The organism is Pseudofrankia coriaricola, assembly GCF_032027725.1.
In the GTDB taxonomy this organism is placed as follows: Bacteria; Actinomycetota; Actinomycetes; order Frankiales; family Frankiaceae; genus Pseudofrankia.
The window spans coordinates 39,742-52,748 of sequence record NZ_JASNFO010000082.1; the positions used below are offsets into that span (position 1 = coordinate 39,742).

General features: G+C 73.1%; 9 protein-coding genes. 2 read left to right on the plus strand and 7 right to left on the minus strand.

Features of this window, described 5'->3' with window-relative positions; translation table 11 throughout:
- The first annotated feature begins 57 nt into the window (after positions 1–57).
- A complete protein-coding gene (locus QOZ89_RS35165; protein WP_071052928.1) occupies positions 58–690 on the plus strand; it encodes a TetR/AcrR family transcriptional regulator in 633 nt (210 codons plus the stop codon).
- A 223-nt stretch (positions 691–913) separates the two neighbouring features.
- Here QOZ89_RS35165 and QOZ89_RS35170 read toward each other — a convergent pair whose 3' ends face one another.
- Both QOZ89_RS35170 and QOZ89_RS35175 read right to left on the minus strand, forming a co-directional pair.
- Positions 914–1,495, minus strand: coding sequence for a YceI family protein (locus QOZ89_RS35170; RefSeq protein WP_071052891.1), 582 nt, complete (start codon positions 1,493–1,495; stop codon positions 914–916).
- 322 nt (positions 1,496–1,817) lie between these two features.
- On the minus strand, positions 1,818–2,588 hold the full coding sequence (locus QOZ89_RS35175; RefSeq protein WP_198543537.1) for a 3'(2'),5'-bisphosphate nucleotidase CysQ: 771 nt from the start codon (positions 2,586–2,588) through the stop codon (positions 1,818–1,820).
- Positions 2,589–2,811: 223 nt separating this feature from the next.
- Here QOZ89_RS35175 and cysC point away from each other — a divergent pair, with 223 nt between their 5' ends.
- Positions 2,812–4,545, plus strand: a complete 1,734-nt coding sequence (gene cysC / locus QOZ89_RS35180; protein ID WP_083419728.1) for an adenylyl-sulfate kinase — start codon at positions 2,812–2,814, stop codon at positions 4,543–4,545.
- Between the two features lie 254 nt (positions 4,546–4,799).
- Here the strand turns inward: cysC and katG are convergent, their stop codons facing one another.
- The 5 genes from katG to hemG form a co-directional block, all read right to left on the minus strand.
- A complete protein-coding gene (gene katG, locus QOZ89_RS35185; protein ID WP_071052892.1) occupies positions 4,800–7,043 on the minus strand; it encodes a catalase/peroxidase HPI in 2,244 nt (747 codons plus the stop codon).
- A gap of 24 nt (positions 7,044–7,067) precedes the next feature.
- Positions 7,068–7,508, minus strand: coding sequence for a Fur family transcriptional regulator (locus tag QOZ89_RS35190; protein ID WP_071052893.1), 441 nt, complete (start codon positions 7,506–7,508; stop codon positions 7,068–7,070).
- 63 nt (positions 7,509–7,571) lie between these two features.
- The gene (locus QOZ89_RS35195; RefSeq protein ID WP_071052894.1) at positions 7,572–9,032 is read right to left on the minus strand and encodes a sugar transferase; all 1,461 of its coding nucleotides are present in this window, start codon (positions 9,030–9,032) and stop codon (positions 7,572–7,574) included.
- Positions 9,033–10,706: 1,674 nt separating this feature from the next.
- Positions 10,707–11,360 (minus strand): hydrogen peroxide-dependent heme synthase, encoded by a 654-nt coding sequence (gene hemQ, locus QOZ89_RS35200; protein WP_312628186.1) that lies wholly within the window; start codon positions 11,358–11,360, stop codon positions 10,707–10,709.
- A gap of 136 nt (positions 11,361–11,496) precedes the next feature.
- Positions 11,497–12,951: a protoporphyrinogen oxidase gene (hemG, locus tag QOZ89_RS35205; protein WP_312628149.1), complete on the minus strand. Its 1,455-nt coding sequence runs from the start codon at positions 12,949–12,951 to the stop codon at positions 11,497–11,499.
- Positions 12,952–13,007 lie beyond the last annotated feature (56 nt).

The following is a 13,007-nucleotide window of genomic DNA, read 5'->3' on the forward strand; positions in this document are numbered from 1 at the left end:
GTTTAGTGTGGCAACGTCCGAGGTCCGTCAATGTCCGGCTAGACTCAGGACGTGACGATGGTGGACACGCGGCGGGTGGCCCGACGGGACAAGCGACGGGTGATCCTGGACGCGGCGGCGCCGATCTTCGGCGACGAGGGTTACCAGCGGGCGAGCATCGACGCGATAGCCACGGCAGCCGGCGTCTCCAAGCCGACGATCTACAGCTACTTCGGCGGCAAGGAGCAGCTGTTCCGCGAGTCGGTGGCCGACTCGGCCGTCCAGCAGAACGCCCAGGTCCTGGAGGTGATCCAGCGCCTGGACTTCTCGACGCAGGGGTGGCTCGCCAGCCTGCGTGACCTGGGCATGAAACTCGTCGAGTGCCAGCGCACTCCGTGCGCCATCTTCCTCGCGCGCATGATCGCCGCCGAGACGGCGCGGGACCCCGAGGTCTACCGGGTGGTGCGCGCCAAGGCCACGGCCCCGATCCTGGAGGCGCTGGCCGGCCGGCTCGCGATGCTCGGCAACGCCGGCCACCTCACCGTGCCCGACCCGGCGCTGGCCGCCCGCCAGTTCCTCGCCCTCATCAGCGCGGAGATCGCCGACCTCACCGAGCACGGCACCCGGCCGGTCTCCGACGAGCGCGTCCGCGCCGCCGTCAACGCCGGCGTCGACACCTTCCTGCGCGCCCACGCCCAGGCGTCCAGGTAAACCCAGAGTCGGGTTTCAGCCCGCCGCGCCCCGCGGCGGGTGAGCAGAAGAGCGGGAACCCGTAATTCCTGCGACGAAGCCGTCGGGAGCCAGCTGAGGGCGGCTGTCACGGCCGCGGCGGGCGCCAAAACGACCGGGCACCGCCGCGGCCGCGGCGTCCAGCGGGCACCGGGTACCCGTAGGCCGAGATTCTCGCGGCCCGCTCAGGGCGCGTACCGAGCGGTCAGGAGGCGGTGGGCGCCAGGAACTGCAGGTCGAGCTCCACCTTCACCTTGTCCGCGAGGGCGAACTTGTCGACGCCGATCGGCACGTTGAAGTCGACGCCGAACTCGCTGCGCAGGATTACCGTGCTCGCCGCGAAACCCGCGCGCAGGCTGCCGTCCATGGGGTGCGTCTCGCTGCCGAAGTACTCGACGACCAGCACCACCGGCCTGGTCACCCCGTTCATCGTCAGGTCACCGGTCGCCTCGTAGCCGTCCGGCCCCTCGGTCACCGACGTGGAGGCGAAGGTGATGTGCGGCTGGCCCACCGCGTTGAGGTACTCGGCGGCGTGGAGGTGGGTGTCGCGGAACGCGAACGCGGTGTTGACCGAGGCCATCTCGATCGACGCGGTGACGGACACCGAGTCCAGCGTCTCGCCGACAGTCAGCGTCGCCTCGAACTCGTCAAACCGGCCGCGGAAGTTGCTGACGCCGAGATAGCGGACCTGGAAGGTGACGCTGGAGGATTTCGGGTCCAGCGTCCACGAGCCGGCCGCGAGAGGGAGCGAGCCGACGCCGGGCACGGCGGTCGAGGGAGCGGTCATTCGGGGCCTCCGTGCGGTGAGGGACGACGAGGTGGGGTCACCAGACCGCGCGGGACGACCAGCCAGAGCACCGGAAGAACGCGACCAATCCCCCGCAGGGCGCAGGCCGATGCTAGCCGGTCAAAGGCCGCCACTCGGGGTCAATCCAAGCTCTCGTATACGTTCTCGTATACATAACACCTCCGACGGTCGCCACCGATGGCACGAATGGGTGGTTTCCCTGGTCACAGGCGGTCGCCCGGCTGCTTTCCTGGGACGGTCTTCGCCTGCGGCGCGGGGCAGTTCGCCGCGACGACGCCACGCCGCGGGCCGCCCTGTCGGGTCAGCCGGCCGCGGACTCCCCGATCGCCGCGAGGACCGCGTCGGCGAGGCCGGGGCGGCAGATCAGGAGGTCAGGCAGGAGCGGGTCGGGCTGGTTGTAGCGCAGCGGCGAGCCGTCGATGCGGGTGGCGTGCAGGCCGGCCGCCAGCGCCACCGCGACCGGGGCCGCCGAGTCCCACTCGTACTGGCCGCCGGCGTGCAGGTAGACGTCCGCCTCGCCGCGGATCACCGCCGCGGCCTTGGCGCCGGCCGAGCCCATCGGGACGACGACGCCACCGATCCGCTCGGCGACGTCTGTGACCAGTCTGGGAGCGCGGGTGCGGCTCGCGACCAGGCGCGGCGGCCCGGCCTCGGCCGGGGCCGGGGGGGTGATGGTATCGCTCGACAGCGTCACCCCGAGCGCGGGCAGCGCGACGGCGCCGACGGCGAGGGCGCCTCCCTGCCAGAGAGCGACGTGGACCGCCCAGTCGGTGCGGCCGGTCTCGGAGAACTCCCGGGTGCCGTCGAGCGGGTCGATGATCCAGACTCGGTCGGCGGTGAGCCGGGCCCGGTCGTCGACGGCCTCCTCCGACAGCACGGCGTCGGCCGGCCGGTAGTGCGCAAGGGCGGCCGCGAGCAGCTTCTGAGAGCCGGCATCGCCGGCGTCGCGCAGCGCGGCGCCGTCCGCGAAACCCACCTCGTCGCGGATCTCGAGCAGCCGGCGGCCCGCGTCGGTGGCGAGCCGGCTCGCGAGCGCGGCGTCGGTCAGCTCGGTGGTGCTGTCGATGCTCATCACCCTCAAATTCTATGGCAGACGGCTGCCATCAATCATCTGTTGCCCAGCCCGCGGAAATGGGCGCGAGCAGGGCGGTGGGTCCGCCCACGGACGGTGTTCGTCGATTCTGCACCGATCGTCCGTCTGTGCCGACCATCCGTCCCCGGAGGGCACGACAAGAGACGGCGCGACGGGCACCGATCGTGCTCCGTAATGTCGCCGTAACCGCTACGGTCGCGGGGTGTCCGCCACCACTCGCACCCCTGACGGATCGCCCGGCGATCCGTCAGGTCGCCTGGCGCTGGTCGACGCGGACCGCGCCGCCGAGCTGACCACCGCGTCCAGGGGCTGGCGATCGCTCACGCTCACCCTCGCCCAGCTCGCCGACCTGGAGCTACTGCTGCTGGGCGTCTTCGGCCCGGTGCCCGGGTACGCGGAGTCAACGCTGCGCGACGGCCTGCGGATGCCGATGCTCGTCGTCCCGGCCGAGGCCGTCGCGGATGTCGCCCCGGGCGACACGGTGGCGCTGCGCGACCCCGAGGGGGTGATGATCGCCGCGCTGCACGTCGGTCTGGTCCGCCCGTCCGCCGGGACCGGCGCGCGGGACGAGGAGGCCGACGCCGTGGGGCCGGGGCAGGCGCGGCTGGCGGGCCGGGTCGAAGGGCTGCGGCCCCCACCCCATCCCGACTACCCGGGGCTCCGGCCGCGGCCCGGCGAGCTGCGCGCGCTGCTGCGCGAGCGCGGCTGGTTCGAGCCCGGCGGGCGGGCGCCCTGGGCGGTCTGGGCCGACGGCTTGCTGCACACGGCCGACATCGCCCGCGTCCGGGCACTGACCCGGCAGGGCAAGCGGTGCGTGGTGCTCGCGCCCGTGGGAGGGGCCGACCCGACCGACCCGCGTCACCACCTGCGGGTCCGCGCCCTGCGCGCGGCGCTCGACGCGCTCGACGCGCCGATCCGCCCGACGGAGGCGACGCTGGCGGGCGAGGCGATCGCCGCCGAGGCCACCCGCACCTCGGCGGCCGTGTCGTTCTACCCGCCGGGTCCCGCCGCGCCACCCGCGGGCGCCGAGGCCGCGGGGGGCCGGACCGCGCGCGCCTCCGACGCGCAGCCGGCGAAGGCGCTGCTGGTGCTGGTCCCGATCGTGCCCAGCGCGGAACTCGCCGCCCCCCGCGAGCCCGGGATCACGGCCACCTCGCCGTTCGGCGTACCTACCGGCGATCCCGGCGAGCCCGACCGGCTGGCCGAGCTCGTGACCCTGCGCGCGCACGTCGCCGAGTTCTACGGCCTGGGCGGCAGCATCACCGGGCCGGCGCTGGGCGCGCCGGGGCGCGCCGAGCTCGCCGCGCTGCTCGCCGCCGGCAGGCCGATCCCGGCGGAGCTCACCCCGCCGGGCGTGGCCGCCCAGCTGGCGCGGGCCTACCCGCCGCGGTGCGCCCGCGGCTTCGCCGTCCTGTTCACCGGGCTGGCCGGCTCCGGTAAGTCGACGCTCGCGGGCCTGCTGGTGGTCCGCCTGCTCGAGCGCGGCGACCGGCACGTCACCCTGCTCGACGACGACGTGGTGCGCACCCACCTGTCCAGGGGGCTCGGCTTCTCCCGTGCCGACCGGGAGGCCAACGTGACCCGGATCGGCTTCGTCGCCGCCGAGGTCGCGGCCGCGGGCGGCATCGCCGTCTGCGCGCCGATCGCGCCCCATGCGGCGGCGCGGGCGAGGGTGCGGGAGCTGGTCGGATCCAGCGGCGCCGGATTCGTGCTCGTCCACGTCTCGACCCCGCTGGAGGTCTGCGAGGACCGCGACCGCGAGGGCCTCTACGCCAAGGCCCGCGCCGGCCTGATCCCCGAGTTCACCGGCATCTCCGACCCGTACGAGGAACCCGCCGACGCCGAGGTCACCGTCGACACCGCGCAGGTCACCCCCGACGCCGCCGTCGACGCCGTGCTCACCCACCTGCGCGCCGAAGGCTGGCTCCCGGCCTGACCCCGCCGAACACACGGACGCCCATGAGCCGGTGTGATGTTCGGAGCCAGGGCTCCGACGAATCCACCGGATCATGGGGCGAGACCTGTCCCCCTCGCGCCGAGCGCGGAGGGGACAGGCATCCGGGTCCGAGACCGTCCACCTCCGGGCCGGCGGCACGTGCCGCCGGCCCGGACGACGGGGATCAGGCGGCCCGGACCAGCCGGCTAGGATCAGCCGGCCAGGATCAACCGGCCGGGACCAGGCAATCGGGATTAGGCCAGGTCGAACCGGTCCAGGTTCATGACCTTGACCCAGGCGGCGACGAAGTCGTCCACGAACTTCTTCTTCGCGTCGTCGCTGCCGTAGACCTCCGCTAGCGCCCGCAGCTCGGAGTTCGAGCCGAAGACCAGGTCGACGCGGGTGCCGGTCCACCTGACCTCGCCGGTGGCGTCGTCGCGGCCCTCGAACGTGTTCGCGTCCTCGGACGTCGGCGTCCACGTGACGCCCAGGTCGAGCAGGTTGACGAAGAAGTCGTTCGTCAGCACCCCAGGGGCCGTGGTGAACGCGCCGAGCGGCGACTGCTGGTAGTTCGCGCCCAGGACGCGCAGGCCGCCGACGAGGACGGTCATCTCCGGGGCGGAGAGGGTCAGCAGGTTCGCCCGGTCGGCCAGCAGGAACTCGGCCGGCAGACGCCCGTTGCCCTTCCCGAGGTAGTTGCGGAAACCGTCCGCCTTCGGCTCGAGCGGGACGAACGACTCGACGTCGGTCTGCTCCCGCGAGGCGTCGGTGCGGCCCGGCGTGAAGGGGACCTCGACCTCGAAACCGGCGTTCTTCGCCGCCTGCTCGACGCCGACGCCACCGGCGAGCACGATCAGGTCGGCGAGCGAGACCTGCCGGCCACCGGCCACGTTGAAGGTCTCCTGGATCCCCGTCAGGGTGCGCAGGACGACGGCCAGCTGGTCGGGCTCGTTGACCTCCCACCCACTCTGCGGTTCGAGGCGGATCCGGGCGCCGTTCGCGCCGCCGCGCTTGTCGCCGCCGCGGAACGTCGAGGCCGACGCCCAGGCGGTGGAGACCAGCTGGGAGACCGTCAGGCCCGAGGCGAGGATCTGGCCCTTGAGGGCGGCCACGTCCGCGGCGTCGACGAGCTCGCCCGTCACCGGCGGGACCGGGTCCTGCCAGATCAGCACCTCGGCCGGGACCTCCGGGCCGAGGTAGCGCTGAATCGGCCCCATGTCGCGGTGGGTCAGCTTGTACCAGGCCCGGGCGAACGCGTCGGCGAACGCGTCCGGGTTGTCCTTGAAGCGCCGCGAGATCGGCTCGTAGACCGGGTCGAGGCGCAGCGCGAGGTCGGTCGTCAGCATCGTCGGCGCGTGCGTCTTCGACGGGTCGTGGGCGTCGGGGACCGTGCCGGCGCCGGCGTCATCCTTCGGCCGCCACTGGTTGGCGCCCGCGGGGCTCTGGAACAGCTCCCATTCGTAGCCGAACAGGATCTCGAAGAAGCTGTTGTCCCACGTCGTCGGCGTGTTCGTCCAGATGCCCTCGAGGCCGCTGGTGATCGCGTCACCGCCCTTGCCGGTGCCGTACGAGCTCTTCCAGCCGAGGCCCTGCAGCTCGACCGGGGCGCCCTCGGGCTCGGGGCCGACGCTTTCCGCCGGGCCGGCGCCGTGCGTCTTGCCGAAGGTGTGGCCGCCGGCGACGAGGGCGACCGTCTCCTCGTCGTTCATCGCCATCCGGCGGAACGTCTCGCGGATGTCGCGGGCCGCGGCGAGCGGGTCCGGGTTGCCGTTCGGGCCCTCCGGGTTGACGTAGATGAGGCCCATCTGGACCGCGCCCAGGGGTTCCTCGAGTTCCCGGTCGCCGCTGTAGCGCTCGTCGTCGAGCCAGACGGACTCGGGGCCCCAGTAGACGTCCTCCTCCGGCTCCCAGACGTCCGGACGGCCGCCGGCGAAGCCGAAGGTCTTGAAGCCCATCGACTCCAGGGCGACGTTGCCGGCGAGGACCATCAGGTCGGCCCAGGAGATCTTCTGGCCGTACTTCTTCTTGACCGGCCACAGCAGGCGGCGGGCCTTGTCGAGGTTGCCGTTGTCCGGCCAGCTGTTGAGCGGCGCGAACCGCTGCTGGCCGGTGCCGGCGCCCCCGCGGCCGTCGTCGATGCGGTAGGTGCCCGCGGCGTGCCACGCCATCCGGATCATGAACGGGCCGTAGTGGCCGAAGTCGGCCGGCCACCAGTCCTTCGACGTCGTCAGCACCTCGGCGATGTCGCTCTTCACGGCGGCGAGGTCGACGGACGTGAACGCCTCGGCGTAGTCGAACTCCTCACCGAGCGGGTTGGCCACCGCGGGGTTCTTGGCAAGGATCTTCAGGTTGAGCTGGTTCGGCCACCAGCCGCGGTTCCCACCGCCCTGGGTGGGGTGCTGGGCACGCGTGTGCACGACCGGGCAGCCTCCGCCGCTCTCCGTGTCGGTGGCGGGCGTGTCAGCGGCGGGCGCGACTGTCTCCTGGTTCTCGGACATGGGACTCCTCCCGAGCCTCGCTGGTCAGGGGTGTTCAGGCGCACGCCCGGCGGAACAGGCCGGGCACAGGCCCCAGTAGATGACCTCGGCCTCGTCGATCGAGTAGCCACGGTCGTCGGACGCGGTCAGGCATGGCGCATCGCCGACGGCACAGTCGACGTCGGCGATGACGCCACAGGAGCGGCACACGACGTGGTGGTGGTTGTCCCCGACCCGCGACTCGTAGCGGGCCACGGAGCCGGCCGGCTGGATGCGCCGGACCAGCCCCGCGGCCGTCAGCGCGTGCAGCGAGTCGTAGACGGCCTGGTGAGACACCTCGGGCAGCTCGCGGCGCACGGCGCCGATGATCGAGTCCGTCTCGGCGTGTGCGTGGGCGAACACCGCGCCCAGCACCGCCATCCGAGGACGGGTCACACGCAGACCGGCCCCTCGCAGCATCTGCTGGAAGTCCAAGGCGGCGGCCATGGCAGCCACACTCCCCCGTTTTCTTGAACCTGTCAAGAAAACACTGGAACCCGTTCCACAGTCTCAGTAAGCGCCTTCGCGACGGAGGACGGCGAAGACGGTGCGCCAGAGGATCACGAAGTCCATGGCCAGCGTCCAGTTCTCGACGTAGCGCAGGTCGAGGCGGACCGACTCGTCCCAGGCCAGGTCGGAGCGGCCGCTGATCTGCCACAGGCCCGTGAGGCCGGGCTTGACCATCAGCCGGCGGTGCACGTCGCCCTCGTACTCGGCGACCTCGCTCGGCAGCGGCGGGCGGGGGCCGACCAGCGACATGTCCCCCTTGAGGACGTTGAACAGCTGCGGCAGCTCGTCGAGCGACCACTTGCGCAGGAACTTCCCGACCCCGGTCACCCGAGGGTCGTCGCGCATCTTGAACAGCAGGCCCTGGCCCTCGTTGCTCGTCCGCAGCCCGACCAGGCGCGCCTCGGCGTCGACGTACATCGAGCGGAACTTGTACATCTTGAACGGCTGGCCGCCCCGGCCGACCCGGACCTGCTTGAAGATCGCCGGGCCGCGGCTGTTGAGCCGGACCGCGAGCGCGAGCCCGAGCAGCAGTGGGGAGAAGAACAGGACGACGGCCAGCGCCACCGCCCGGTCGAAGAGCATCTTCATGACCCGGCGCGAGCCGGTCAGCTCCGGCTCCTCGATGTGCAGCAGCGGCAGGCCCGCCACCGGCCGGATCGAGATCCTCGGGCCGACGACGTCGGTCAGCGCCGACGAGACGAGCACCTCGACGTCCGAGCCCTCCAGGTTCCACAGCATCCGCTGCAGGGTTTCGCCGTCCACCTGCGGGGAGATCGCGACCGTGGTGGCCCGGGTCGCCCTGATCGAGGTGTGCAGCGACTCGGACGTGCCGACGATCGGCACGCCGAGCAGGTCGAAGCCGCTGCGCTCGGGACGGTCGCTGCTGTGCCGGCCGGGCGAGCGGTCCAGCACGACGCCGACGACCGACCACCCGGCTGTCGGGTCGCGCTGCGCGAGCCGGACCAGCGACGCCGCCGACTCGCCGGCGCCGACGACGAGCACCCGGTGCATGCAGCGACCCTGCCGGCGCATCCGGTGCAGGAGGCCGCGCCCGCCGATCCGGCCGGCCACGGTCAGCACGATCGCGACCGGGAAGACGACCAGCACGTAGGCGCGGGCGATCTCCGCCTTGGTCGCGTAGGACACGGTCGCGACGGTCGCGACGACCCGGACCGCGGCGTTGACGACCCGTCGGAACTCCTCCGAGCCGCCGCCGAGGAACCGCGGCTCGTAGGCCCGGTTCAACGACATCGAGACGATCCAGACCAGCGGCAGCAGCACCGTCGCGAGCAGGTACCACCGTGGTGTCACGGCCGGCGTCTCGAAGTGCAGGAAGCCGCCGAACCGAATGACGTACGCCACGCCGGCCGCGACCACACAAGCCGCGGCGTCGAAGGCGATCAGCACCCGGACATAGCGGCGCTCCCAGTACAGCTGGGCCCGGTAGCCGCCCGGCGGCATGGTCTGGCCGCGTCGCGGGGCATGGCTGGGCGGCGCCGCCTGCCGGGGCGGACTGGCCTCCCGCCGGCCAGCGGGCGCTCTGACGCCTCCCTCGCTGGCTGGCGCGCCACCCGGTGGGCCGCCGGCCACTCGCCCGCCGGGCACCGGTCCGCCGACGGTCTGCCCACCGGCCCGGGGCACGCGGGCACGCGGAACCCCGCCCGGCGCGGCGGCCGGGCCACGGCCGCCCGGAAAGGTCGCCGTCACCGCGCGCCGCCCGCACGCCGACGCGCCGCACACCCCTGCAGCGTCAGCACGTTCTCCTCCGCGGTGGGCGACTCCACCGGCTCCCCCCACGCCTCACCGCGCGGACACACCCATGCTCGAGCGCTCCCCTTTGGCGCGCACCGCGGCGAGCCGCGTTCCCACGTCCCGCCGCGGCGACTGGGCCGGCGCGGGGGCGTAGGAGACCACCAGACCGTGGTCACGCGGGCAAACTTACCCGTCCCTGACGATTGCCCGACCAGCGCCCCCACGTGGCAGAACGCGCCATCCGACCGATGACCGTCATCAATGGACGAACGTGCACCAGCCACGCGCGATGGCATGCCTTTATGACGAAATGCACCACTGGCCCGACGCGGCCAACCGAAGGCTCGCCACCATTCGCGGTCGGTGAGGCCATCGCCCTGCCGCCACCCAACGCTCACCTCGACAGTGAGTTACACAACGACGTCGAGGTGTTACTGTCCGCGAAACCCGGGGTGGCGACCCGGGGCGAGGCCCCCGGCCGCCATGACGGCCAGGGTGAGAGCGGTCGGCGTCCGTCGGACGGGTGGGGGCGCCCAGGCGGACGTCGACCCCACCTTGTTGATGGTTCGCTCCGTGCGGGCACGGCGCTCCGGCCCCTTACTCGCTTCGCTCCCAAGGGACCTCCGCGCCGTGTCCTCCTGCGCTCACGTGCGCTACGGCGACCTCCGCTGCGGCCCAACCACTTCGCTTCGCTCGTGGCCGGGCCTCCGCGCAGGCACGCCTCCGCGCCAGCTCGGTTGCGGGCCGCTGTGACGTCACCAGTCCGAAGACGACCGCGTTCGCGGGGGCACTTCGCTTCGCTCGTGGCCGGGCCTCCGCGCAGGCACGCCTCCGCGCCAGCTCAGTCGCGAACCGCTCGGACGTTGCGAGAGACCACAGCCCTCTTGCGGGGGCACTTCGCTTCGCTCGTGGCCGGGCCTCCGCGCAGGCGTGGGTGCTTCGCGCTTGATCGTCACCAGTCCGAAGCGGCACCCACGCGGCGCCCCACTTCACTCCGCTCGTAGAGACGTCCCGCAAACGTGCCACGAGCGAAGCGAGTTGGCCCGCCCGAGGTGCGGCCTCGGCTTGGTGACGTACGACGGAACGCAACCGAGCTGGGCGCGGAGGCGCACCTCCGCGGAGGCCTGCCTACGAGCGAAGCGAAGTGACCCCGCGAACGCGCTCGTCTTCGGACTGGTGTCGCCACAGCGGAACGCAACCGCGCTGGGCGCGGAGGCGCACCTCCGCGGAGGCCTGCCTACGAGCGAAGCGAAGTAGGCGGGCCGCAGCGGAGGTCGCCGCAGCGCCCGTGAGCGGAGGAGGACAGCGCGCGGAGGTCTCGTGGGAGCGAAGCGAGTACGAGGCCGGAGCGCGCTGCCCGGACGGAGCGAACCAGAAACACAGTTAGGGCAGGGCGGCGACGATGTCCGAGACGGGCTTGCGGGCGCCGGTGTAGAAGGGCGTCTCCAGCCGGGTGTGCCGGCGGGCGGCGCTGGCGCGCAGGTGGCGGATACAGTCGACGATCCGGTGCAGCTGGTCCGCCTCGAAGGCGAGCAGCCACTCGTAGTCGCCGAGGCCGAAGGCGGAGACGGTGTTGGCACGCACGTCCTCGTACTCCCGGCCCATGATCCCGTGCTCGGCGAGCATTCCGCGCCGCTCGTAGTCGGGCAGCAGGTACCACTCCAGCGAGCGGTTGAACGGGTAGACGCAGATGTAGTCGCGCGGGTCCTCACGGCGGACGTAGGCCGGGATGTGGCTCCGGTTGAACTCGGCCGGCCGGTGCAGGCCGACGGCCGACCACACCGGGGCGAGGTGCGCGCCCAGCGTCGTCTGGCGGAACCGCTGGTAGGTCTCCTGCAGCAGGTCCGGGTCGGGGCACGTCCACCAGATCATGATGTCGGCGTCGGCGCGGTAGCCGGAGATCTCATAGATGCCCCGGGTGTAGACGTCCTTGGCGAGCGCGCCGTCGAGCAGCGTGTCCACCTCGGCGGCGACGGCGGGCCGGTCGGCCGGCAGCGACCGCCGGGCGGCGAACACCGACCAGCTGGTGTAGAGCATCTCCGCGTTCAGGTCGCGGGCGGACTTCGCCGTCTCACCGTGCTGGGCGCCGGGCTCCTGCCGCGGCGACGTGGTCTCCAGCTGGGATGAGGTCTCCGGCTGCGACGTGGACGAAGGCTGGGTGGACGACATACGTCTATTCTTCCTCGCTCGCGGAACGGCTCACCGCGCCGACCGCATCTGTCTCGGACCGCAGCACCGCCACCGCCGCCGCCTCACCGGATCGGATGCAGGCGGGAATGCCCACCCCGTCATAGCCGGCGCCGGCGACCGCCAGCCCCGGTGGCAGCGCCCGGCGCACCATCACGACCCGCTCCAGGTGGCCCGGCAGGTACTGCGGCAGCGCCCCGCCCCACCGGCTGACCCGGCTCGCGACCGGGCGCGTGGGCAGGCCCACGGCGTGCGCGATCTCCGCGGCCACCACACCGGCGAGTTCGACGTCGGAGCGGCGCAGGTCCTGGTCGGCGCCCGCCCGTCCGACGCTCGCGCGGACCACCCGCAGCGGACCGCCCCCGGACACGTGCGGCCACTTCGACGTCAGGTAGGTCGCGGCCTTGATCGTGGCACGTTCCCGGGCCGGCACCAGGAAGCCGCTGCCCGCCGGCAGGTCCACGTCGCGGTAGACGAGCGTGACCAGCCCGATCGAGGCGTACGGCACGCCGGCCAGCGGCGCGGCGGCCCGCGGCGCGACCGGGCCGAGCAGCTCGCGCGCCGCCCCGGCCGGGACCGCGAGAATCACCGCGTCGGCGTCCAGCGAGCCTCGTCCGCGCGGCCCGACCGCCACGGCATCCGGGCTGGCGTCGGCGGCCGGCCCGGACTCGTCGAAGTCGACCCGCCAGCCGCCCTCCACCTGGGTGAGCCGGCGCGCGAGCACCCCCGTGAGCACGGTCGCGCCGCTGGCCTCGGCGACCCGGGCCGCGAAGGCGCCAAGCCCGCCGCGCACCGAGGCGAACACCGGCGACGGCACCGTCGTGGCTGCCGGCGCCGTGCGGGCCCGCACCCGGTGGGCGCCGAGCAGCAGCGAGCGGTCCTCGGCCAGGATCGGCACGAGCTGCGGGACGGTGGCGCGCAGCGACAGCGCGTCGGCCCGACCGGCGTAGACGCCGCCGAGCAGCGGGTCGACCAGCCGGTCGACGACCTGGCGGCCGACCCGGGCGCCGACGTAGTCGCCGACAGTCGGGTCGTCCGGCATCTTCGCGCGCGGCAGCACGAGGTCGGCGGCGGCGCGCACCAGCCCCCAGGGGGACAGCACCCGGGAACGGATCAGCCCCAGCGCGTCGGTCGGCACCCCGAGCAGCGTGTTCGGTGGGATCGGCCGCAGCCGGCCGTTGATCCACAGCGACGCCGAGGTGGTCTCGGGGTGGACGATGTCGTGGCCGAGGCCGACCTGGCGGGCCAGTCGCAGCCCCTCCGGGACCCTGGCCAGGAACGACTCGGCGCCTTCCTCGACGTCGAGCCCCTCGAGCGGGGTGGTGCGCAGTTTGCCGCCCACCCGGTCGCCGGCCTCCAGCACGGTCACCTCGGCCCGGCCGGCCAGCGCGTGCGCCGCGGCGAGCCCCGCGATGCCCCCGCCGACGATCACTACTCGCACGCTGGAACGCTCCCTCCGCGACCTGGGACGAGCCCGCGGGGGCGCGGGGGCTCGTC

Coding starts and splice junctions, on each gene's coding strand:
- QOZ89_RS35165 (WP_071052928.1), top strand. CDS start 58: ATGGTGGACACGCGGCGGGTGGCCCGACGGGACAAGCGACGGGTGATC.
- QOZ89_RS35170 (WP_071052891.1), bottom strand. CDS start 1,495: ATGACCGCTCCCTCGACCGCCGTGCCCGGCGTCGGCTCGCTCCCTCTC.
- QOZ89_RS35175 (WP_198543537.1), bottom strand. CDS start 2,588: ATGAGCATCGACAGCACCACCGAGCTGACCGACGCCGCGCTCGCGAGC.
- katG (WP_071052892.1), bottom strand. CDS start 7,043: ATGTCCGAGAACCAGGAGACAGTCGCGCCCGCCGCTGACACGCCCGCC.
- QOZ89_RS35190 (WP_071052893.1), bottom strand. CDS start 7,508: ATGGCCGCCGCCTTGGACTTCCAGCAGATGCTGCGAGGGGCCGGTCTG.
- QOZ89_RS35195 (WP_071052894.1), bottom strand. CDS start 9,032: ATGCCGCCGGGCGGCTACCGGGCCCAGCTGTACTGGGAGCGCCGCTAT.
- hemQ (WP_312628186.1), bottom strand. CDS start 11,360: ATGCTCTACACCAGCTGGTCGGTGTTCGCCGCCCGGCGGTCGCTGCCG.